The sequence below is a fragment of the Nocardiopsis mwathae genome (genome assembly GCF_014201195.1).
GTDB classification, from domain to species: Bacteria; Actinomycetota; Actinomycetes; order Streptosporangiales; family Streptosporangiaceae; genus Nocardiopsis_C; species Nocardiopsis_C mwathae.
Genome location: NZ_JACHDS010000001.1, coordinates 4359814 through 4380814, shown reverse-complemented (window position 1 = coordinate 4380814; position 21001 = coordinate 4359814). Strand labels below are relative to the sequence as shown.

General features: G+C 70.3%; 22 protein-coding genes. 9 read left to right on the top strand and 13 right to left on the bottom strand.

Translation table 11 applies throughout. The features are described from left to right. Positions 1–266: 266 nt before the first annotated feature. Positions 267–869: a prolipoprotein diacylglyceryl transferase gene (locus tag HNR23_RS19075; RefSeq protein WP_184077352.1), complete on the top strand. Its 603-nt coding sequence runs from the start codon at positions 267–269 to the stop codon at positions 867–869. On the opposite strand, the gene HNR23_RS26955 is transcribed toward HNR23_RS19075, so the two are convergent. From HNR23_RS26955 to argS, 5 genes are all read right to left on the bottom strand, one after another. Continuing rightward, positions 866–2173, bottom strand: a complete 1308-nt coding sequence (locus HNR23_RS26955) for an ATP-grasp domain-containing protein (RefSeq protein ID WP_184077350.1) — start codon at positions 2171–2173, stop codon at positions 866–868. The genes HNR23_RS19075 and HNR23_RS26955 overlap by 4 nt on opposite strands. Then, positions 2142–3389, bottom strand: a complete 1248-nt coding sequence (locus tag HNR23_RS19065; RefSeq protein WP_184077348.1) for an MFS transporter — start codon at positions 3387–3389, stop codon at positions 2142–2144. The genes HNR23_RS26955 and HNR23_RS19065 overlap by 32 nt, the downstream gene beginning before the upstream one ends. Then, a complete protein-coding gene (locus HNR23_RS19060) occupies positions 3379–3747 on the bottom strand; it encodes a hypothetical protein (protein ID WP_246421805.1) in 369 nt (122 codons plus the stop codon). The genes HNR23_RS19065 and HNR23_RS19060 overlap by 11 nt, the downstream gene beginning before the upstream one ends. Before the next feature lie 8 nt (positions 3748–3755). Continuing rightward, positions 3756–4409, bottom strand: a complete 654-nt coding sequence (locus HNR23_RS19055; RefSeq protein WP_184077346.1) for a YqcI/YcgG family protein — start codon at positions 4407–4409, stop codon at positions 3756–3758. 905 nt (positions 4410–5314) lie between these two features. Next, the gene (argS, locus tag HNR23_RS19050) at positions 5315–7051 is read right to left on the bottom strand and encodes an arginine--tRNA ligase (RefSeq protein WP_184077344.1); all 1737 of its coding nucleotides are present in this window, start codon (positions 7049–7051) and stop codon (positions 5315–5317) included. Positions 7052–7281: 230 nt separating this feature from the next. Here argS and HNR23_RS19045 point away from each other — a divergent pair, with 230 nt between their 5' ends. Next, positions 7282–7782: a DoxX family membrane protein gene (locus HNR23_RS19045; protein WP_184077342.1), complete on the top strand. Its 501-nt coding sequence runs from the start codon at positions 7282–7284 to the stop codon at positions 7780–7782. Continuing rightward, positions 7779–8198, top strand: coding sequence for a thiol-disulfide oxidoreductase DCC family protein (locus HNR23_RS19040; protein WP_184077340.1), 420 nt, complete (start codon positions 7779–7781; stop codon positions 8196–8198). Before HNR23_RS19045 ends, HNR23_RS19040 begins: the two co-directional genes overlap by 4 nt. Before the next feature lie 13 nt (positions 8199–8211). Here HNR23_RS19040 and HNR23_RS19035 read toward each other — a convergent pair whose 3' ends face one another. Continuing rightward, positions 8212–8934 (bottom strand): SDR family oxidoreductase, encoded by a 723-nt coding sequence (locus tag HNR23_RS19035; protein WP_184077338.1) that lies wholly within the window; start codon positions 8932–8934, stop codon positions 8212–8214. A 187-nt stretch (positions 8935–9121) separates the two neighbouring features. Next, the gene (locus tag HNR23_RS19030; protein WP_184077336.1) at positions 9122–9547 is read right to left on the bottom strand and encodes a DUF3224 domain-containing protein; all 426 of its coding nucleotides are present in this window, start codon (positions 9545–9547) and stop codon (positions 9122–9124) included. A 109-nt stretch (positions 9548–9656) separates the two neighbouring features. Between HNR23_RS19030 and HNR23_RS19025 the strand changes: the two genes are divergently transcribed. The 3 genes from HNR23_RS19025 to HNR23_RS19015 all read left to right on the top strand — a co-directional run bounded on the left by HNR23_RS19025 (position 9657) and on the right by HNR23_RS19015 (position 11816). Further along, the gene (locus HNR23_RS19025; RefSeq protein WP_184077334.1) at positions 9657–10664 is read left to right on the top strand and encodes a helix-turn-helix transcriptional regulator; all 1008 of its coding nucleotides are present in this window, start codon (positions 9657–9659) and stop codon (positions 10662–10664) included. 79 nt (positions 10665–10743) lie between these two features. Continuing rightward, on the top strand, positions 10744–11265 hold the full coding sequence (locus HNR23_RS19020) for an SRPBCC domain-containing protein (protein WP_184077332.1): 522 nt from the start codon (positions 10744–10746) through the stop codon (positions 11263–11265). Next, positions 11265–11816, top strand: coding sequence for a TetR/AcrR family transcriptional regulator (locus tag HNR23_RS19015; protein WP_184077331.1), 552 nt, complete (start codon positions 11265–11267; stop codon positions 11814–11816). The genes HNR23_RS19020 and HNR23_RS19015 overlap by 1 nt, the downstream gene beginning before the upstream one ends. Before the next feature lies 1 nt (position 11817). Here HNR23_RS19015 and HNR23_RS19010 read toward each other — a convergent pair whose 3' ends face one another. Together HNR23_RS19010 and HNR23_RS19005 are read right to left on the bottom strand one after the other, a co-directional pair. Next, positions 11818–13095 (bottom strand): hypothetical protein, encoded by a 1278-nt coding sequence (locus HNR23_RS19010; RefSeq protein ID WP_184077329.1) that lies wholly within the window; start codon positions 13093–13095, stop codon positions 11818–11820. A gap of 162 nt (positions 13096–13257) precedes the next feature. Further along, entirely contained in the window at positions 13258–13632 is a 375-nt protein-coding gene (locus tag HNR23_RS19005) for an ArsR/SmtB family transcription factor (RefSeq protein WP_184077327.1), read from the bottom strand. Between the two features lie 141 nt (positions 13633–13773). Between HNR23_RS19005 and HNR23_RS19000 the strand changes: the two genes are divergently transcribed. After that, entirely contained in the window at positions 13774–14880 is a 1107-nt protein-coding gene (locus HNR23_RS19000; RefSeq protein WP_184077325.1) for an oxidoreductase, read from the top strand. Positions 14881–14939: 59 nt separating this feature from the next. Here HNR23_RS19000 and plsX read toward each other — a convergent pair whose 3' ends face one another. After that, positions 14940–16031 carry a phosphate acyltransferase PlsX gene (gene plsX, locus HNR23_RS18995; RefSeq protein WP_281381848.1) on the bottom strand — a complete coding sequence of 364 codons (1092 nt, stop codon included), beginning with the start codon at positions 16029–16031 and terminating at the stop codon, positions 14940–14942. A 393-nt stretch (positions 16032–16424) separates the two neighbouring features. On the opposite strand from plsX, the gene HNR23_RS18990 reads away from it, so the two are divergent. After that, positions 16425–17789, top strand: a complete 1365-nt coding sequence (locus HNR23_RS18990) for a lysine 2,3-aminomutase (protein ID WP_184077323.1) — start codon at positions 16425–16427, stop codon at positions 17787–17789. Between the two features lie 140 nt (positions 17790–17929). Next, positions 17930–18964, top strand: coding sequence for an ROK family glucokinase (locus tag HNR23_RS18985; RefSeq protein WP_184077321.1), 1035 nt, complete (start codon positions 17930–17932; stop codon positions 18962–18964). 73 nt (positions 18965–19037) lie between these two features. On the opposite strand, the gene HNR23_RS18980 is transcribed toward HNR23_RS18985, so the two are convergent. Genes HNR23_RS18980 through HNR23_RS18970 form a run of 3 tightly spaced genes read right to left on the bottom strand, consistent with a single transcriptional unit; the run spans position 19038 to position 20984 of the window. Further along, positions 19038–19574, bottom strand: coding sequence for a DUF2165 family protein (locus tag HNR23_RS18980; protein ID WP_184077319.1), 537 nt, complete (start codon positions 19572–19574; stop codon positions 19038–19040). A gap of 46 nt (positions 19575–19620) precedes the next feature. After that, entirely contained in the window at positions 19621–20190 is a 570-nt protein-coding gene (locus HNR23_RS18975; protein ID WP_184080590.1) for a DNA glycosylase AlkZ-like family protein, read from the bottom strand. Positions 20191–20243: 53 nt separating this feature from the next. Then, positions 20244–20984, bottom strand: coding sequence for a UTRA domain-containing protein (locus HNR23_RS18970; protein ID WP_184077317.1), 741 nt, complete (start codon positions 20982–20984; stop codon positions 20244–20246). Positions 20985–21001: the final 17 nt, after the last annotated feature.

Here is a 21001-nt window from a genome sequence, read left to right as displayed (position 1 = left end):
CTCCAGGACAACACGCCTCGAAGTGCGGTATACCGGGAACACCGGTATGTCGGTCGAGAGTCGTGGGCTGCTCGGTGCCCGCGCGCTTCGGCTTCCCCGCGGACGAGTGAGCGGTGTGGGCCGTATCAGGTGCCCAGGCCGTCCGCGGCGCGCTCCAATGGCCGCGGCCGAACGCCGGAGACTGCCCGATAGGTGTCCGACAGTGCCCGAGGAAGACGCCTCGGAGCGCCGGACGCCTCCCCCCCATCGAGAAGTCTGCGATGCTCATGATCGATGATCTCCCACGGTCGCGCAGCGCCCTACTGCGCGAGCGGCAGCTGGAACGACGGAGAAACGGCATGCTGCTGGCGGGCGGCGGCCTGCTGACCATGGTCCTGCTCTTCTTCGGCGCGGTGCTGGCCGCCCTCGACTTCGCCCCCACGGCCAACGGACCGGGGCGCGACGCCGCTCCTCGGGACGCGTCGATCTCCGAACTGCAGGGGAACGAGGAGGGCCGCGGCGCCACCGACCCCTCCGCCGACCCCGGCGTCCTCAAGGTCGACGGCACGGCCGAGGTGGAGGGCGAGAAGCCGGCCGACGACTCCTCCGACCCGGTCGAGCCGGATTCCGCGCCGGACTCCTCCCCGGATCCGTCCAGGGACGCCCCCGCGGGCTCCGCCCCGCAGCAGCCGGAAACGACCCGGTCGGAGGAGTCGGCCGTCGACTCCACGCAGCCGCCGAACCCCGAAACCCCCGTCGCCCCCGCCCCCGCCTCCGGAAGGGACGACTCCGGACCGGGCCCGGGCTCCGGACACGACGCCGACCCCGCCCCCACCGACGACGACGGGGCCGACGGCGGTCGCTGCACCACCTGGTGGTTGTTCTGCTAGACGGGGTGCGGTTCGCGCCCCCGGAAGGCGGCCTCGAACTCCGACCGCACCCGACGACAGCGGTCGTCCAGTTCCTGTCGGGTATCGGCGGCGATGAACGCGAGCCCGAGCGCGAGCGAGTCGAGCAGTGAGCGGGTCGCCGGGTACTCCGCTCCCGCCGCCGCGTTGACCGTCACGTCCAGGACACCCGGCAGAGCCGTGAGCCGGGCCTCGCTCGGCCGGGCCCGGCACCGCGTCGGCCGGTCGAGGTTGAAGAAGATGATTCCGCCGCGCTGCGGCAGGGTGTACCTGCCGCCGGTGTCCGACAGTGGCCGACCGGCCACGATGTGCGCGATGTACTCGCACTCGCGGTGAATGTGGGACGTCCCGGTCAGCCTGAAGGTCTTCAGCGGCTGTCCGGCGCCGTGCGCCCGAGCCCCGAAGTCGATCAGCCGGGGACCGACCTCTGGGTTGTACATGACCTCCATGTGCCCGGCGCCAACGCGCACCCCCAGTGCGTCCAGGACGGCCCCGGCGTAGTCGCAGAGGACGGAGGCCGGGGGCTCGTCCGCCGCCAGCCAGGTGATCCGCTCGTAGACGAAGTCACCGTCGGCCGAGACGCGCTTGTCGTAGCGGTTGATCCCCAGCACCTCGTGGATCCCGTCGTGGGAGAACGTGTCCACCACGTACTCGGTCTGCGGGTGCGGGTAGAGCTCTTGGACCAGCGCGTTGGGAGAGTCGCCGAAGAAGCCGGGGGCAGTCGTGATCGACCGTACGGCGTCGACCAGCTCGCAGGGGGCCGCGACCATGCGGACGCCGACCGACCCGGCGCCGATCGACGGCTTCACCACCACGGGCGCGTCCGCGACGAGGAGCGCCGCCTCGTCGATGTCCGGGATTTGCCCGGCGGCTATCGCGGTCGTCTGCAGACACGGGACTCCGTCGGCGGCCAGCGCGGCGAACATCGACTGCTTGTCCCACCGCCGACGCGAATCCCGTGAGTCGTTGGCCGGGCAGTCTGGTAGCGATGCCCGGAGGAAATCGCACAGCCCGACACCGGACTCCGATCCGGCCACGACGTAGCCGACCGCGTTGTCGACACAGTAGGCGCGGAGGCGGTCGGGGGAACCGCCGAAGTCGTGCTCGAAGTCGAGGGCGCCGGGGGTGGCCTCCGTTCGCAGTCCCCCGACGCGGGCGCGTTCGGTGTCCAGGAGGATGACGGGGATCCCCGCCTCCCCCAGCAGCGTCGCGTACAGCGCCCCGGAACTCACGGGGTCGACGACGAGAACGGACTCAGGCCGCCGTTTTGATGTGCTGCTTCCCACTGGAGGAACTCCTTGCACTACTCATGCCTGCGAATACCGACGCCGCGGCCAGCACGGCGCCGAGGACGATGACGACAACCCAGAACAGCGACCGGTCGTGTAGTACACCCCAAGCCCCGATTCCGGGACCCAGGGCGATGCCCGCCGATTGGGCGGCCGACAGGTACCCCTGGTAACGGGCGTTCTCCCGGGGGCGGGCCAGCCGAGCCACGGACGCGTTGGCCAGCGGCGCGAACACGGCCTCGCCGAGGGAGAAGACGACGAACGCGGCGATGCAGACGGCCCAGCTGCTCGCGAGCCCGCAGACGGCGAGGCCGACGGCGGTGGCGAACACGCCCAACGCGTAGGCGTGGCTCCACTTGAACTTCGCGGTGACCGTGCTCAAGGGGAGTTCGGTCAGCACGATGATGATCGGGTTGATCAGCAGCAGAAGGGCGTAGAGCCGGTCGCCGTTGTCCAACCGCTGGACCGACAGCGGTATCCCGCTCTGGTGCTGCGCGTAGATGGCGATCGTGACGCCGAAGACGGCGATGACGGTCCACAGCCGTGCCCGGCGCATCGCGGAGGAGTCGGTTGCTGGAGCGGCACCCTCCTGCCCGCCCGCCGCTTCGGCCTCGCCCTCGCGGGCTGTGTGCGCCACCTCGCCGAGCCTGTTCCGGGAGAAGAAGAGCACCGCGAATGCCGCCAGCGAGCCCGCGGCGGAGAGCAGGAACAGCAGTCGGAAATCGACGAAGCCGAGGATTCCGGCGATGGCGGGAGCGACGATCGATCCGACGTTGAGGAAGATCCGGTAGAACGCGAACGCGGTGACGGTCGGGCCCTTGTAGCCCGAGTCGGTGATCAGCGTCGCTGACGGCCCGACGAAGGACTGCGACACCGCGACACTCACGGCGGCGACGAGGATCGACACCGTGATGTCGTCGGCGAACAGGGCGAGCATGACCAGTAGCGGCACGTTGACCAGCGAGCCGATCACCAGAACCTGTGCGGACCCCACCCTTTCGGCGATCCGGCCTCCCGCCACCGCCCCGAGCACCCCGGCCACCCCTACGGCGAACAGCGCGAGGGTGATGGTGTTGGCGCTGACCTCGAACGATTGAAAGAAGATCGCGGAGAACAGGGCCAGAAACCCGACGGACCGGTTCAGCAGCGTAGCAAGGGAGACGATCCAGACCTGCGCCGGAAACTGGCGTACGGTACTGAGACTAATCTTCACTGGTCGCCCTGATCGGGTCGCTGTACTTCGTCGTCACTGCGGCTTTCCCGCCTTCGGGGATGATGAAGTAGACGCAGCCGTCCTGGCCGGCGGTCGACTGGTGAATGGTGCGGGCGGGGAGCTCGATCCGGGCGCCGGCGCCGACCTCGCCGAACCGGATCGTCCGTTCATCGCCGTCGGCGACCACATACTCCAGCACCATCGAACCTTCGAGGACCACGAGTGTTTCGTGGACCGCATGGCTGTGCCAGGAGTGCACCTTTGCGGGGCGGTCTCGCTGAAGCTCGATTCCGCCTTGTTCGGGGAGGTGCCGAGACGCGGCCTCGGACACGCTGAGCCTGCCTTCGTCCAGAACCAACGGAAGGGTCATGCCAGGTCGCTCCCCCCGGTGTTGAACGAGACCGGACACCGGCCCGCCGATATCGTGTCGCTGCCGTCATCCAGGTAGTACTGGCGCCATTCTTTGTTGGCCGGGTCACCATAGTTTCCCAGCATCTTCGTCAGGGGCGCACTGTCGTACGTCCTGATTCTGTCGCGGATGATATTCCGGGCATTGTCGCCGTTCTTCGTGTTCGGCTTGATGTCATCGAAGACGAAACGAGGCTGGAAGGTGATGGCCACACGGTCGAAGGCGCGGCTGCGCCGATGAGTGTGCAGATCGGTGTTGGCCACCACGAACATGGGCACGCCGTTGAAGCAGAATTCGAATCTGGGATCGTCGGTGTCGACGGCGTGCTCTTCCGGCCACGGGAGCGTGTCGCGCTCAGAAGTCTCGCGAAGCAGGTTCCAGAATTCTTCGTAGTAGCCCGCGTGGGAGCGCTCTTCGGCCTCCCAGGATTCGAAGAAGACGACGAGCGACGTTCTCTTACCCAGATCTTCGCAGACAGCGGTGAAGGATCTGAGGGTGTCGGCGAGTTGGTCGGCGTGGTCTCCGCTCCGGACGAACCCATAGCGCAGCGTCTTGCGGGCGACGGCGTCGACGCCGAAGATGCATGGGAATTTGTCCGTTGGGTCGAGCATCCTGTTTTCGAATTCCAGGATCGATGCCGTCTCCCACGAGCCGCGTGGAAAGGGCGAGGAGCCCGGCGGTACGAGGAGCACATCGAGGCGGGCGGGCCCTGGTTCGAGGCATAAAGGCATGGAAGGATTACCCCCTGCATGTGTTCATAGACGTGGCCGGTGGGGGGTGGGATATGTTCGGCCTATGTCACGAAGCTGTGTAAACACACTGAATCAAATATTGGACTTCTGCCCGGTGTCGGGCTGAGGGGTGCGCCTGCGGAGGGGCGTCGAGCGCCACATTCGGTTGGCGTCCGGAAGCCTTCGTGTTCAGTCCCTCTTTATCTCGTATTCCCTTGGCGTATCCGCGTTCGGTGCTGCGGATATCTGAGGTCCTGAATGGCGCGAAAAGAAGACTAGCGCGAACCCCACTCTTCGGTCAAGCCTCCACCGAGTTCCTTGTTTAAGGTGGGTATGGCAAAGGTCTTTTAAAGTGGGCTTTAACAACGAGGTGATATCGGCGGGTCAGGGGAGTGCTGTAAGCAAAGAGGCGGAGGTGGGATGGAGGGAGTCTGTGATTCAGTAAGACGCCTGTCACATTAATTCCGCGGTGGCCGTATCTGGCCATGTTCTGTTTTCGACTCTGCTGATCGCTTGTTATCCCCGGTCGTGCCGGGTCTCTTTCCCGGGGCAAGGGCTGAGGGGGTCGTCCTGCGGGTGTGAGGACACGGTGGATGCGCGCGTGTGGTAAAGGGGATCGTCACCGCCCGCGTTTGGAATGTGGGGCACGCCGGAGCAATGGCAACACGCAGCGTCGAATGGCAGGAGGGGTGGCCCCGGAATCCGGGGCCACCCCTCCTGCCATGCCGTTTCCGCCGTCGGTGCGGTCGGGGAGGCGCGTTATCCGCGCACTGCGCGCTTCCGTGTCACATCTGCTCCGGTGCGCGAACGCCCAGCACGTCCAGGCCCTGGACCAGGGTGCGCAGGGTGGCCGCGGTCAGGGCCAGCCGGGAGGCGCGCAGTTCGGCGTTCTCGGCCTTCAGGACCGGGCACTGGTCGTAGAACGTCGTGAAGCTCTGCGCCAGGTCGAACAGGTAGGCGCACAGCCGGTGCGGCTCCAGGGTTTCGCCGACCTGCTGGACCGTCGGGGCGAAGCCGAGAAGCGCGAGCGCGAGGTCGCGCTCGGCCGGCTGGGTCACCGTGATGGTGCCCGCCGCGGCCTCCTCCGGCGTCACCCCGCCCTTGCGGAAGATCGACCGGATCCGCGCCTGCGCGTACTGCAGGTACGGGCCGGTGTTGCCGTTGAGCGCCAGCATGCGGTCGAAGTCGAACACGTACTCGCTGTCGTGCGACACCGACAGGTCGGCGTACTTCACCGCGCCGATACCGACCTCGCGGGCGATCCGGGCGCGTGTCTCCTCATCCAGGTCGGGGCGGTTCTCCGCGACGACCCGCGTGGCGCGTTCGACCGCCTCGTCGAGCAGCTCCATCAGCCGGATCGACTTGCCGCTGCGCGTGCGCAGGATCTTGTGGTCCTCGCCCAGCACGTTGCCGATCTGCACGTGGGTCGTCTCGACCTCGTCGGGCACCCAGCCGGCCTTGCGCGCGGTGTCCCACACCATGCGGAAGTGCAGGTTCTGCGGGGCGCCGACCACGTAGAGGATGCGGTCGGCCTTCAGCTCCTCGACCCGGTACTTCACGGTGGCCAGGTCGCTGGTGGCGTAGCCGTACCCGCCGTCGCTCTTGCGGATGATCAGCGGGACCGGCTTGCCCTCCCGCCCGGTGTAGCCGTCGAGGAACACGCACAGCGCGCCCTCGCTGACCTCGGCGATGCCCTGGCGCTCCAGCGCGGCACAGATCTCGGGGAGCATGTCGTTGTAGGTGCTCTCGCCGGCGAGGTCGTCGTCGGTGAGCGTGACATCGAGCGTCGAGTACACCTTGTTGAAGTAGATCTTCGACAGGTCGACGAGCTCCCGCCACAGGCGCAGCGTCTCGTCGTCGCCGCTCTGGATCAGCACGACGCGGCTGCGGGCGCGGGTCGCGAACTCCTCCGAGGCGTCGAACTTGGCCTTGGCCGCCTGGTAGAAGGCGTTCGGGTCGGTCTTGAGGAGGTCGGCCTCGGCGGAGTGCTCACCGCAGTCGAGCAGGTGCTCGATGAGCATGCCGAACGGCGTACCCCAGTCGCCGATGTGGTTCTGCCGGATGACGTTGTGCCCGAGGAACCCCAGGATGCGGGCCAGTGCGTCGCCCACCACGGTGGTGCGCAGGTGGCCGACGTGCATCTCCTTGGCCACGTTCGGCGCGGAGTAGTCGATGGGGATGTTCTGCCGCTGCTGCGTCGCGACACCGAGCCGCGGGTCGCCGAGAACCGCCTGCGTCTGGGCGGCGATCCAGTCGTCGCGCAGAGTCAGGTTGATGAAGCCGGGCCCGCTGATCTCGACCTCTCGGCACACGTCATCGACGTCCAGTCGCTCCTCGATCGCGGAGGCGACATCGCGCGGCTTTCGGCCCAGGCGCTTGGCGAGCGCCAGCGCGGCGTTGGCCTGGTAGTCGGCGAACTGTGAGGGACGGATGACGGGGTCGGTCTCAGCGAACTCGTCGCCGAAGGCGGCGGCGAGTGCGGATCGGACCCGTTGCGCGAGAACTTCCTGCGGGTCGGCCATCCCCCAAGCCTACCGACCTCGCGTCACTGGCACGGGCGGCTCGGATTCGCCCTGGTGGGCGTATCGGGACGGCGGCGGACCACCGACTTAGGTCGGGGGAGCGCCCGAAACCCGCCCATCCTTGGTGTGCCCACGAACCATTCCGGTGGGGGATGTGAAACCGGGGGAACCGGGGGAGGGTCGAGGCTGCCGCCACGCCCCCGACGACCACGGACCGAACGGTGATGCCCATGGACAGGTTGCTCGACCGGCTCGGCGAGATACACGCGCGCGTCCGCCGAATCGCGTTTCTGCACTACTACACGTGGTTCGTGCGCATCATGCTGGCGCTGGCGTTCCTGCCCTCGGGCTACCGGAAGATCATGGGCGACCGGTTCACCAAGGAGGACATCGGCGAGGTCAGCCTCATGTTCGACGCCCTCTACGACCACTTCGGCGCGCTGTACTTCGCCATCGGCCTGTGCCAGGTGGTCGCGGCGGTGCTGCTACTCGTACCGCGCACCGCCGCGCTCGGAGCGCTGGTCTACCTCCCGATCAGCATCGGCATCGTGATCGTGACCACCACACTCGACTTCGGTGCGGGAACTCCGACCGTCACCTCTCTCCTGCTGCTCGGCACGGTCTACCTGCTGTGCTGGGACTGGCACCGCGTGGTCGGAATCCTCGCCCCGGCGCGGCTGCCGGCCGCGCCGCGCCGGTTCGGCGGTACGGAGCAGCGGGTGCGGGCATGACCGGCGAGGGTAGGACCGCTGCCGCCCCGATGCTCGTCTATGACGGCGACTGCGGCTTCTGCACCCGTACCGTCCGCCTGGCCGAGCGGTTGCCGGTGCGGGCCGACCTCATTCCCTGGCAGGAGGCGGACCTGGTCCGGCTGGGGGTGAGCGAGGAACGGGCCGCGCACGAGGTGCTGTGGGTGGAGCCGTCCGGCAGGGTCGAGGGTGGCGCCGACGCCGTCGCCGAGGTGTTCCGGCACGCCCGCCGCCCGTGGCCGCTCCTCGGGGGCGCGATGAAGCTGCCGGTCATCCGGTCGGCGGCGGTGTGGGGGTACCGTCGCATCGCGGCGAACCGGTACCGGCTGCCCGGCGCCACTCCGGCCTGTCGGCTGCCGCCGGCGGAGCGTCCGGGGGCGCGTGGCGCACCAGGGTAGTCGGCCGTTCGGGTCAGACCGTCTGCCCGGTGGCCGCTAGTGCGATTTCGCGGATACACACGTCGTGCGGCTGGCGGTAAGCGTAGAGGATCGCGTCGGCGACGGTGGTCGCGGTGAGCCCGCCTTCGAGGGCGGCCTCCTGCGCCTGGTAGGCCGCGCGCACGTCCGGGTCGGTGATGTGGGAGCTGAGTTCGGTGTCCACGTAGCCGGGGGAGATCACGATGACCCGGACGTCGTGGGGCGCGGCCTCGGCTCGGATCGCCTCCGACGAGGCGTGGACGGCGTGCTTGGTGGCGCAGTACACCGCACTCCCGGGGAGCGCCTTGCGCCCGGCGATCGAACTGACGTTGATGATGGTGCCGTGCCGCCGCTCCACCATCCCGGGGAGGACGGCGTATACGCCGTTGAGCAGGCCGCGGACGTTGATGTCGATCATCCGGTCCCACTCGCCGGGGTCCTGAGCGGCCGCGGGGCCGTTGAGCATCACGCCCGCGTTGTTGACGAGGACGTCGGCCGGGCCGTAGGTGTCCTCGGCCTCCTTGACGGCCGCCGTCACGGCGGAGCGGTCGGTGACATCCACGGCCCGGCAGATCGCCTTGGGCAGATCGAGCTCGCGCATCCGCCCCACCCGCCGCGCGAGCAGCAGCAGCGGATGCCCCGCCCCCGCGAACGCCCGCGCGGTCGCCGCCCCGATCCCGGAACTCGCCCCCGTGATCACCGTCAGCGATTTCGCCATGTGGGCCATGCTAGGGAGCGCTTTCTCACCCCCACAAGAACGAAAAGGCATGGCTTCGGGAAAGGCATGCGGGCATCGGTGGAGGACGTGGCATTACGCCGAGTATCGGCGACTTGGTAGCCGCCCACCGGCTCGTCTTCGAACGGTCCGCGGCTGCCCCCTCCCGCCTCGCAGGTCCGCCGCGGCGTCAGCCGAGGCTGTAATCGAACGTGTAGCGGGTGGACGGCTTCCCGTGGTGGGCGGTGAAGCGTCCCGTGCCGCGCAGGCCGGTCAGCTCCCCGGTGGCGGAGCCGGCGACGACGTCGAAGGTGCAGTGCACCTTTCCGTCGGCGTCGAAGGAGCCGTGTTCCGCGAGGATGAATGCGCCGTTCCGGCCGTCGACGGTCCCGTGGACGAGCTCGGAGCCGGTGAACGTCCCGGTCGTCTCCGTCAGGTAGGTGATCGTGTAGCCGCAGGTGGTGTCCTGCGCCTCGATACCGCCGGAGAAGGTGTTGGTGACGGAGGCGTGTGCGAGCTTCGGGCCATCCCCGGCAGGGCGGTCGTGCCGGCCGATGGTCTGCTCCTCCCAGTTCGCGAAGCCGAATCCGCCGGAGGTCGTGTGTGCGTACTGCATGAGGATTCCTTCCCCTCGGTCGCGCGGCGGGTCCGCGCGGCGGGCTGTGGTGGACAATCTCGGTCCTGTACGTGACACCTCCTGTCAGGTACGGAAGGACAATGGATCCATGCGTGCCGACCGCCTGCTGTCCCTGCTCCTCCTGCTCCAGAACCGCGGCCACATGACCGCTCCTCAGCTGGCCGAGGAGTTGGAGGTCTCCGTCCGCACGGTCTACCGCGACGTCGAAGCGCTGGGAGCGGCGGGCGTTCCCGTCTACGCCGACCGCGGTCCACTGGGTGGGTATCGCCTGATGGGCGGCTACCGCACCCGACTCACCGGCCTCACGGGGGCGGAGGCGGGGTCGCTCTTCCTCGGGGGCGTTCCGGGCCCCGCCGCCGATCTGGGGCTCGGTGCGGAACTGGCCGCGGCCCGGCTGAAGCTGCAGGCCGCCCTGCCCGCCGAGCTGGGGGAGCGGGCGCAGCGGGTGCGGGAGCGCTTCCACCTCGACGCGCCGGCATGGTTCCGGGAGGCCGACCCGGTGCCGCTCCTGGCTCAGGCGGCCGAGGCGGTGTGGGAGCAGCGCGTCCTGCGAGCCCACTATCGCCGATGGCGCGGTGAGGTGCACCGGGAGCTGCGTCCGCTCGGCCTCGTTCTCAAGGGCGGAATCTGGTACCTGGTGGCGCATGTGGAGGGTGGCGGCCCGGAGGGAGGCGCCGCGACCGCCGCCGGGGCCGTCGTTCGCACCTATCGTGTCTCGCGGATGATCTCTCTGGAGGACACAGGGGAGCGGTTCGAGCGACCGGACGGTTTCGACCTGGCCGCTCACTGGGCGGAATCGACCCGGCGGCTCGAAGCGACGCGCTACCAGGGAACCGCCCTGCTGCGCGTCTCGCCGCGGGCGCTGCGTCTGCTCCCCGTGCAGTTCGGGGCCGTGGGCCGACAGGCCGTGGACGGTGCCGGACCCCCCGATGGGGACGGCTGGGTGCGGGTCGAGCTGCCGGTCGAAAGTCGACCCGTCGCCGTGTCCGACCTGCTCCGACTCGGAACCGAGGCCGACGTGCTCGGCCCCCCGGAACTGCGGGAGGCGGTTGCGGCCGCAGTGGAGCGGCTGGCGCGTCGCTACGGGGTGGCGTAGGCGGAGGCCATGGGGGCCTTGTCGGGCTAACGTTGTTAGCCTAGGCTTGGGCTAACAACGTTAGCTTCGGGGGTTCACCATGGTTCGGCTCATCCTGGCGCTGCCCGCCGCGCTCCTGCTCGTCGCGGGCATCGGGCTCTACCTCGCCAGCCGGCTCCGTCCGTACGGCATCCGCACCGAGGTGGAGATCGACGCCTCGCCCGATGACGTCTGGGAAGTGCTCACCGACTTCGGCGCCCACCCGGAGTGGAATCCGTTCATCGTGCGGGCGGAGGGAGAGATCGAGGCGGGGCGGCGGCTGAGGGTGGAGCTGTCGTCCGGCGGGCGCGTCACCGTCTTCGAACCCACGGTCCTGGTGGCCGAAGCAGGGCGCGAACTGCGCTGGCTCGGGCGGTTCGGCATCCCCGGACTCGTGGACGGCGAGCACTACTTCCTCATCGAGGAGGCGGGAGACGGACGCGCCAGGCTCATCCACGGCGAGATGTTCACCGGTGTCGCCGTGCCGCTCGCCCGCCGTGCGCTCGACGTCGAAGCCGACTTCACCGCGATGAATTCGGCACTGAAGCAGCGCGTTGAGACGATGCCCCGATTGACCCCCTGATGAGCGAGCACCCCCAGCGCACACCCCTCACCGCGCGAGCGGCACGGATCGTCGTGGAGGCCCGAGGCCTTCTCGAAGAGGAGGGGCGCGACGCCCTGACGCTGCGTGCGCTCGCCGCTCGGCTCGGCATCCGGGCGCCATCGCTGTACAAGCACATCCCCGACAAGGCGGCGCTCGAAGCCGCACTCATCGAGCAGGGCCTGGCGGAGATGGGTGAAGCGCTGCACGCGGCCCTGCAGGAACCGGACCCCTTCGGCGCCGTTCTGCGGACCTACCGCGCACACGCCCTCACCACACCCAACCTCTACCGGCTGGCCACCACCGGCCCCCTGCCCCGCGAGCGGCTCGCCCCCGGCCTCGAAGACTGGTCGGGCAAGCCCTTCTTCCTCCTCACCGGTGACCCCGAGCAGGCTCAGGCGCTGTGGGCGTTCGCGCACGGCATGGTGATCCTGGAGATCGACGGCCGCTTCCCGGCCGGCTCCGACCTCGATCGCACCTGGGAGACCGGAAGCGCGGCTTTCCGCGGTGGCGGGGCCGGAGCGGACATGTAGGTCACGGCGCGGACGCCCCTGCCGCACCCGGGAGGGGCCGGCGCCGGATACGGGGCCGCCAGGCGTAGAACGCCGCCGACCACAGCAGCACGAGCACGGCGCCGGTGCCGACATGCCAGGGAACGCGCCACCACCCGGGTGTCTCGCTGGTGGGGTTCATCCCGGTATCGGCGGACACGCCTGCAGATTCGCCCAGCGCGGTGAGCGACCACACCATGAACGCGTCACCGACCGGCACCGCGCCCCCGAGGTAGAAGCGTCGACCTCCCGACTCGACGGCCATGCCGGTGGCCTCGGCGAAGCCGGTCAGCGCGTCGGCGGTCGGCTTGTCATAGAAGAGGATCGCGTTGCCGAGTGCCACGGTACTCGCGGATGCCGACAGCCCGTAGATGAGTGGACCGGAGTCGATATCGCCAGGGGAGTCGTCGTCGCGGGGGTACTCGCGGACGCCGGGCAGCATGCCGACGTCCGAGGTGAAGAGGGACCGGAACGTGCGGTAGTCCGCGGCGGCCCACTCCGGGTCGATCTCGGCCAGGAAGCGGAGGAGCAGGGCCTGCGAACTGCCCCGCGCGCCCTGGATCGGTTCGCCGGTCCCGGCGTCGACCCGGTGGGGGATGAGCCCGGTCACGGGGTCGAGCCGAGCCTGGACGGCGTGCGTCCAGGCTCTGACGGTGTCGGCATGTACGAACGATCCGTGGAGTCGGTCATCGAGCTCCAGCGCAGCCACCGCTACGACGCTGTCCACCGGCCACGACTGACCGGGGTAGGCGGCGAGGTAAGGCGTTCCGGAGTCGAGCGCGTCGTCGAATGCGTCCCGAAGCTCCTCGGCATCGGCGCGGAGCGCTGCGGCCTCGTCCGGCGCTTGCTCGGGACCACCGGCCAGCTCGACGATCCGTCCACGCAGCCAGGCGGTCCACCCCGCGTGGAACACCCCGTAGGCGGGTTCGGCGTCGGTCGGGAACGGCCCGGTGCCCGCCGGCGACTCCAACCGGGCCAGCGCCCAGCGGGCTTCCTGGAGCGCCCGATCACCGTACCCGCGATCCAGCCGGGCCACGTTGATCCAGCTCAGGCCGTACAGGGCATGGGTGAAGAAGTAGCCCTCGGGGAACAGCGCCTGCATCCGCTCCCCGCCACCGGACTCCAATTCCGATCGAAGAAAGGCGAGCCGCACAGGGGCATCGGTCACCCCCTCCGACACGGGCCGAGAGAGGGGAGAGGGGGTGTAGGACCGGATCGTCGACAGCCCGACGATGGTCGTCGACGCCACTGCCAGGAGCACGGACAGGACGGCGGCCGCCGTCCTCCACGGCGACCTGCGCCGGTCTGGAAAAGCAGGGGGCATGGGTTCCCTCCCGAGGATGAGCATGGCGCCAGGTGGCGATTCGGTCCGTTTCGTCCTGCCGGACGCCATGACCATCGCGAGGGGGGCGGCCCGAGGCGGTCAGTCCGCCCGGTGCGGCCGGTCCGCCCGTGCCGCGGTGCGGCGGTGGGCCTGCAGGACCGCGGGGAGGAGGCCCGGGAAGAGCGCCTCCAGATCGTCGGCGCGTAGTCGGCTCATGCGGGCCGTTCCCTCGTAGTGCTGGCGGATGACGCCCGCCTCGCGCAGCACCCGGAAGTGGTGGGTGCACGTCGACTTGCTCACCGGCAGGTCGAAGGCGATGCAGGCCATCTCGGTGTGGCCGTCCGCGAGTTCGCTCACGATGCGCAGCCGGATGGGGTCGGCCAGCGCGTGCAGCACGGACTCCAGCCGGATGTCCTCCCGGTTCGGATGGGCCGACCGGCGGCCGGACGCGGAGGTCCGGTCGGGGGTGGGCATGGGTGACCTCCGTGCGTCGGGACTCACTGCACAAAGTACGAATAGCGTCGTAGTTTGACAAGCCTCGTAGTACGTCGTTTACCGTACTAGTCGTCGGCCGCTCCGGGCCGGCCCTGATTCCTGGCAACGAGGAGACCACCGGTGAGTGCGCTGTTCACCCCTGTGACCCTGCGGTCGCTCGACATCCCCAACCGCGTCTGGATGTCCCCCATGTGCATGTACTCGGCGGCCCCCGAGGGGCCGGAGACCGGCGCCCCCACGGACTTCCACCTCACCCACCTGGCCGCCCGCGCCGCCGGGGGCGCCGGACTGGTGATGGTCGAGGCCACGGGCGTGCGGCCCGACGGCCGCATCAGCCCGTGGGACCTGGGCCTGTGGAACGACCGCCAGCAGCACGCGTTCGCCCGCGTCACCGCCGCCATCCGCGACTACGGGTCGGTGCCGGCCATTCAGCTCGCCCACGCCGGACGCAAGGCCTCGACCGACAAGCCCTGGCTGGGCGACCGCCACCTGCCCGGGCCCGAGGGCGGCTGGCGGACCGTCGGCCCCACCGCCGAGGCGTTCCCCGGCCTGCCCGATCCCCACGCCCTGACCGAGGCGGAGATCGGCGAGCTCGTCCGCGACTTCGCCGACTCGGCCCGGCGCGCGCTGGCCGCCGGATTCGACGTGGTGGAGGTGCACGGCGCCCACGGCTACCTGATCAACTCCTTCCTCTCCCCGGCCGCCAACCACCGCACCGACGCCTACGGCGGCAGCTTCGAGAACCGCCTGCGGTTCCCGCTGGAGGTCGTCGAGGCCGTCCGCGAGGTGTGGCCCGACCACCTTCCGGTGTTCTTCCGGACCTCTGCCACGGACTGGCTGTCGGAGAACCCCGAGGACGTCCGCGACGGCTGGACCGCGCAGGACACGGTCCGGCTGGCCAAGGAACTCCAGGCACGCGGCGTCGACCTGCTCGACGTGTCCACCGGCGGCATGGTGCCCGACGCCCGGATCCCGGTGGAGCCCGGCTACCAGGTCCCCTTCGCCGCCCAGGTCCGCGACGCGACCGGGCTCGCGACCGGCGCCGTCGGCCTGATCACCGAGCCGCGGCAGGCCGAGGACATCGTCGCCTCCGGCCGGGCCGACGCCGTCCTGCTCGGCCGCGAGCTGCTACGCGACCCCTACTGGCCGCAGCGCGCCGCCGCCGAGCTCGGCGCCGAGCCGCGCTGGCCGGACCAGTACGGTCATGCCGTCCGGCGCCGCGGCTGACACGAAGGGCGTACGGCGGCGCCGGCGAAGGCCGGCGGCGCCGCCGTACGCCTGCTCGGCTACTCGTCGGCGTGGCTGAGCCGGTGCAGCCAACCGTGCGGGCGCGAGGGGGCGTGCAGGCGGCGGCGCACCTGGTCGACGATCCGGCCGCCGGCCAGATCGGCCGCCAGCAGGCAGGCACGTTCGATGCCGCGTGCGCTGCTGGCGCCGTGGGCGATGACCACGGTGCCGTTGAGCCCCAGTAGCACCGCGCCGCCGTAGGTGTCGCTGTCGAAGCGCTCGCTCAGCTCGCGCAGGGCGCGCCGCTGCAGCAGCGTGCCCGCCTTGGCGAGGCGGCTGGAGGTCAGCGCCTCCTGGATGGTGTCGAAGGCGAAGCCGACCGCCCCTTCGATCGACTTCAGGGCGACGTTGCCGGTGAACCCGTCGGTGACCACTACGTCCACCTCGCCGGACAGCAGGTCGTGGCCCTCGATGTTGCCGCGGAAGTCCAGGCGGGGCGCGCCCGCGGAGGTGTCCGCCGCTGTGGCGTGGAGGAGTTCGGCGGCCTTGCGCGCGAGCTTGTTGCCCTTGCCCGGTTCCGAGCCGATCGTCAGCATCCCCACGCGCGGGTCGGCGACCCCGTAGCCCGTCTGCGCGTAGGCCGCCCCCAGATGGGCGAACTGGACCAGCATCTCCGGCTTGGCATCGGCGTTGGCGCCCGCGTCGAGCAGGATCGTGGGCATCGGGCGCGTCGGCAGAGCGACGGCAAGGGCCGCGCGCAGCACCCCGGGCTGGGTGCGCAGCCGCACCGTGGAGGTGGCCACCACCCCGCCCGTCGACCCCGCCGACACGAGTGCGGCGGCGTCCCCCTGCCGGATGAGCTTGCACGCCACGGCGGCACTGGAACGCGGGCGGCGCCAGCCGGCCAGCGCGCCCTCGTTCATGGCGAGGGTGTCCTCGGCGTGCGCGATCGGGATCTCCCGCGTCGCGCCCTCCTCGGCGAGCAGTGCCGCGACCTCCCGGCTCCGGCCGACCAGGATCAGCCGCAGCCCGTGCTCGCGGACCGCGCGTACCGCCCCCCGGACGATCGCGCCGGGCGCGTGGTCGCCGCCCATGGCGTCGACCGCGATGACCGGCGTTTCGGAGCGTCGTGCCTGGGATCCGCCGCTCAAAAGTCGCTTCCTCGCTCTCTTCTCGGACCGCACTGCGGAGGTGCCGTCCGATCGGCCCGCCGGTGCCGGGGGTGGCGGAATGCCCTGGTGGCACCCCGGACCACCGACTCCCCGCCGCGCCGGGGCCAGGCTACGCGAGCCCTGGGGATGTCCTGCAGGGGGTGCGGATAAACCCAGGTCACCGGTTTATCTTCGTAAAGTGGGTAAGTATCGCCCTAGATCGGGTATGTCCGTTTGCTGGCCCGGGCCTTAGCCACGCTCCGGGCATGAGTTCTAACCACATTGTTCACGTTATGGGTGGTCCTCGGGCGTGCGAACACGCCGGAGCCCCTGTGTCAGCGCCGCCCCGTGGACCCGCCTGGGCGGCCTGTCGGCTGTCATGAGAGGAGACGCGTGAGCTTGACGCACGACGCGGCACTGTCCCCGTCCGCCGGACGTCGGTTTCGTGCCTATACGACGAAACACCTGGACGAGCTGACGACCCGTGCCGGCCTGAGCGAGGAGGAACGCCTGGCGGTTCGGGCGGTGGCCACCGTGCTGCCGTTCCGGGTCAACACCTACGTCATCGACGATCTGATCGACTGGGACGCCGCTCCCGACGACCCGATCTACCGGCTGGCGTTCCCGCAGGCGGACATGCTCCCGCATGAGGACGTCACCAGGATCGCCGACCTGCTGCGCCGCGACGCCCCCCGCAAGGAGCTCAACGAGGCCGCCAACGAGGTCCGCGCGCGGCTCAACCCGCACCCCGCCGGGCAGATGGAGCTCAACGTCCCCAAGTTCGGCGACGAGGACCCCATTCCCGGTGTGCAGCACAAGTACGCCGAGACGGTGCTCTTCTTCCCCAAGCAGGGGCAGACGTGCCACGCGTACTGCACCTACTGCTTCCGGTGGGCGCAGTTCGTGGGCGACGCCGACCTGAAGTTCGCCTCCAGCGACATCGACCAGCTGGTCGAGTACCTGCACCAGCACCCGGAGGTCACCAGCGTCCTGTTCACCGGCGGCGACCCGATGATCATGGGTGAGGGCGTCCTCTCCCGCTACATCGAACCGCTGCTCGGCATCGAGACGCTGGAGTCGATCCGCATCGGCACCAAGGCACTGGCCTACTGGCCGCAGCGCTTCGTCACCGACCCGGACGCCGACGACACGCTGCGCCTGTTCGAGAAGGTCGTGGCCTCCGGCAAGAACCTCGCGTTCATGGCACACTTCTCGCACCCCAACGAGCTCCTGCCGGACCTCGTGCACGAGGCCGTGCGCCGCATCCGCGACACGGGGGCGGTCATCCGCACCCAGGCCCCGCTGATCCGCACCATCAACGACGACTCGGCCACCTGGGAGACCATGTGGCGCGCCCAGCTCCGCATGGGCATGGTCCCGTACTACATGTTCGTCGAGCGCGACACCGGTCCCCAGGACTACTTCGCGGTCCCGCTGGCCGAGGCCTACGAGATCTTCCGCGGCGCCTACAAGAACGTCTCGGGGCTGGCCCGCACGGTGCGCGGCCCATCCATGTCGGCCACACCCGGCAAGGTGTGCGTGGACGGAGTCGCCGAGATCGCCGGTGAGAAGGTGTTCGTGCTCCACCTCATCCAGGCGCGCGACCCCGAGCTGGTCGGCAAGCCGTTCTTCGCCAAGTACGACGAGAAGGCGGTCTGGCTGTTCGACCTGGAACCGGCGCTGGGGGCGACCCACTTCCCCTACGAGACGGCGCCGCCGGCCGACGCCTCCGCGCTGGTCGCGCCGAGCCGCCTGTAGCGGTCGGAGCGGTCCCGGCCCCGTGCGGGCCCGATCCGGACGGCGTGCGGCCCCGGCCCCTCAACGGGGGCCGGGGCCGCCGACGCGTCGGGGCGCGGGTCGGCGCCGAGCGGGCGCGGCATCGATAGGGTGGGCTGGTTATGGCATTCTCCAGGCGAACCGGTCGACAGGTCCGCGGGCTCACGATCGGCATCGACATCGGCGGGACCAAGGTCGCCGCGGGCGTCGTCAATCCGTCGGGCCGGGTCCTGGCCCGGCTGCGTACCGAGACGCCCGACAAGAGCAAGAGCCCTAAGGTCGTCGAGGACACCATCGCCTCCCTCGTCGAGGAGCTGCGCCGCGACCACCCCGTGCACGCCGTGGGTGTGGGCGCCGCCGGGTTCGTCGACGAGCAGCGGGCCAGCGTGCTGTTCGCTCCGCACCTGGCCTGGCGCAGGGAGCCGCTGCGCGAGGCGCTGACGGCGCGCTTGGAGCTGCCCGTCGTCGTGGAGAACGACGCCAACGCCTCGGCCTGGGCCGAGTCACGCGTGGGCGCGGGGCGGGGTGTCGACGACATCATCGTGGTCAACCTCGGCACCGGAATCGGCGGCGCCATCATCCTCGACGGCACGCTGCACCGCGGCCGCTACGGCATCGCCGGGGAGTTCGGGCACATGACGGTGGTGCCGGGCGGGCACCGCTGCGAGTGCGGCAACCGGGGCTGCTGGGAGCAGTACGCCAGCGGCAACGCGGTGACGCGCGACGCCCGCGAGCTGGCCGCGGCCGATTCGCCGGTGGCGCGGGGCCTGATCCACGCGGTCGGCGGCGACCCGGGGCTGATCACCGGACCGCTGGTGAGCGACTTGGCCCGCGACGGCGACCGTGCGTGCGTGGAACTCCTGGAGGATGCCGGGGGCTGGCTGGGCACCGGCCTGGCCAACCTCGCCGCGGCCTTCGACCCGGAGTTGTTCATCATCGGCGGCGGCGTCTCGGACTGCGGCGAGCTGCTGCTGGGTCCCGCCCGTACCGCCTTCCGCCGCCAACTGGCCGGGCGCGGCTACCGTCCCGAGGCCCGCATCGTCCGCGCCGAACTGGGCAACGAGGCCGGCCTCATCGGCGCCTCCCTGCTGGCCCGCGACGCCTCCTCGCGCCGCCTGCGCCACCGCGCCCGCCGCCTCCGCTTCCGGACGCGCTGATCCGGCCCCCTCTCCCGTCGATCTCGGAGATATCGGGGTGAAAATCGCCGCTGAGACCCCGATATCCCCGAGATCAACGAGGGATGTGGTGGTCGTTGCGCAGTGAGAGGAAGATGAGCGCGCCGAGGAAGAACGTGGTGATCCGGTCGGCTGCCGGGAGGCCGTTCCACGCCTCGCTCATCCACATGCCGAACCACTCGCCGCCGATCGCCTGGAAGCCGGTGAACCACAGCAGGATCCCGGCGGTCAGCCCGATGATCCCCCAGGTCTTGGCGGCGTCGAACGCGGCGTCGTCGCCCCTGGCCGCGCGTGCGGTGCGCCACGCGCCGATACCGCAGGCCACGGCCACGAACAGCTCGACGGCGATGATCAGGGCGTAGGCGGCGTGGTGCAACGCGGGCGCGGTGACGGCCCGGTAGTCGATGTTGCTGGCCGCGGCCAGGTCCTCGATGCGCCCGTCCATGGACAGCACCCGGGCGACGAACTCGAAGTTGACCCAGTAGTCGGTGACGTTGCCGAAGACGATGAGCAGGCAGAAGAGCGATACCGACGCCAGGACGGCCGACTTGGCCGCCCGGAGCGCGAACACGTACCGGTGGTTGGTCTCCATGGCCGGATTCCTACCCCCGTTGTCCGCCCGGTCTGCGGCCGCGGTCTCACCCGGCCAGTTCGCGTTCCAGCGGGGTCCGGTAGGCGGGGGTGACGCGGGCGTCGCCGAGCCAGGCGGTGAGGCGGTCGGCCTCCGCGTCGATCGCGGTCCGTGCTTCCCGGCCGAGGCCGGCGCCGGGCAGCGACCGCCAGTTGACGGTGCCGTCGCGGCGCTGCGCCCACCCGCCGACGATGCGGCCGCGCCACCAGACCGTGGGGCCGATGTCGCCCATCCGGTCGAACAGGGCGGGGCGGTGGTCGGGGTCGAGGTAGAAGTCGCGGTGCTTCCACCCCATGGACGTCGGGTCCAGGCCGGGCAGGAGGGCGGCGGCCGGGGTGGGCTCGGTGTACGCGGTCTCCACGTCGTCGGGGAGCGCGTAGCCGACGCCCTCGTCGAGGTCGACGTCGACCGCGCCGGCGTCGGCCAGCGCCCTGCTGGTGGCGGCGACGGTCCACCCCGTCCACCACTTGAGGTCGTCGCGCGTCGCGGGGCCGAAGGCGGCCAGCCAGCGGCGGGCCGAGCCGGTCGCTCCGGAGCCGGTGGTGTGAGGCGTGGTCGCACTCCCGACTTGACGCAGCCGGCGAGTATTCGGTCGATAGTCCCGAGATCAACGGGGGTTTTCGCGTTGGGTCAGGCCGTGAGGGTGAGTTCGAAGGAGTAGCGGGACGCGCGGTAGACATGGGAGCCGACCTCGACGACGCGGCCGATGTCGTCGTAGGCGGTTCGGTCCATGGTGAGCAGGGGGGCGCCGCGGGATTCGCCGAGGACGCGGGCCTCGGCCGGGGTGGCGCCGCGGGCGCCGATGCTCTGCGACGCCATCTTCAGGGTCACCCCCGCCGCCCGCAGCAGCTGGTACAGGCCGGTATCGGCGAGCTTCTCCCGGGTCAGCTCCACCCGGTCCAGTGTCAGGTAGTTGTGCATGAGCGCCAGCGGCTCGTCGCCCGCGTAGCGGAGCCGTTCCAGGCGGTAGATGTCGGTTCCGGGGGCGACCTCCAGGATCCCGGCGACCGCGTCGGGGGCCGGGCCGACGCTGAGGTCGAGCACCTCGGTGCGGGGCCGCTGGCCGGCCTGGTCCAGGTCGTCGTACAGGCTCGACAGCTCGACGGGGCGGCGTACCCGGGGGGTGACCACCTGGGTGCCCACGCCGCGCTTGCGGACCAGCAGGCCGCGGTCGACCAGGTACTCGATGGCGCGGCGCAGCGTGGGGCGCGAGAGGCCCAGTCTCCCGGCGAGTACGACCTCGTTCTCCAGCCGTGTCCCGGCCGGCATCTCACCGGCCTGGATGCGCTGCTCCAGCTGCTGGGCGACCTGGAAGTACAGCGGCACGGGGCTGCTGCGGTCGAGGGGGATCGACAGGGGCGACTCTGACACGCGACTCCGTTCTCCTG

Excerpts from the sequence above, each read along its gene's own strand:
- HNR23_RS19075 (WP_184077352.1), top strand. The coding sequence starts at position 267 with ATGATCGATGATCTCCCACGGTCGCGCAGCGCCCTACTGCGCGAGCGG.
- HNR23_RS19055 (WP_184077346.1), bottom strand. The coding sequence starts at position 4,409 with ATGCTCGACCCAACGGACAAATTCCCATGCATCTTCGGCGTCGACGCC.
- argS (WP_184077344.1), bottom strand. The coding sequence starts at position 7,051 with ATGGCCGACCCGCAGGAAGTTCTCGCGCAACGGGTCCGATCCGCACTC.
- HNR23_RS19045 (WP_184077342.1), top strand. The coding sequence starts at position 7,282 with ATGGACAGGTTGCTCGACCGGCTCGGCGAGATACACGCGCGCGTCCGC.
- HNR23_RS19040 (WP_184077340.1), top strand. The coding sequence starts at position 7,779 with ATGACCGGCGAGGGTAGGACCGCTGCCGCCCCGATGCTCGTCTATGAC.
- HNR23_RS19035 (WP_184077338.1), bottom strand. The coding sequence starts at position 8,934 with ATGGCGAAATCGCTGACGGTGATCACGGGGGCGAGTTCCGGGATCGGG.
- HNR23_RS19030 (WP_184077336.1), bottom strand. The coding sequence starts at position 9,547 with ATGCAGTACGCACACACGACCTCCGGCGGATTCGGCTTCGCGAACTGG.
- HNR23_RS19025 (WP_184077334.1), top strand. The coding sequence starts at position 9,657 with ATGCGTGCCGACCGCCTGCTGTCCCTGCTCCTCCTGCTCCAGAACCGC.
- HNR23_RS19020 (WP_184077332.1), top strand. The coding sequence starts at position 10,744 with ATGGTTCGGCTCATCCTGGCGCTGCCCGCCGCGCTCCTGCTCGTCGCG.
- HNR23_RS19015 (WP_184077331.1), top strand. The coding sequence starts at position 11,265 with ATGAGCGAGCACCCCCAGCGCACACCCCTCACCGCGCGAGCGGCACGG.
- HNR23_RS19005 (WP_184077327.1), bottom strand. The coding sequence starts at position 13,632 with ATGCCCACCCCCGACCGGACCTCCGCGTCCGGCCGCCGGTCGGCCCAT.
- HNR23_RS18985 (WP_184077321.1), top strand. The coding sequence starts at position 17,930 with ATGGCATTCTCCAGGCGAACCGGTCGACAGGTCCGCGGGCTCACGATC.
- HNR23_RS18980 (WP_184077319.1), bottom strand. The coding sequence starts at position 19,574 with ATGGAGACCAACCACCGGTACGTGTTCGCGCTCCGGGCGGCCAAGTCG.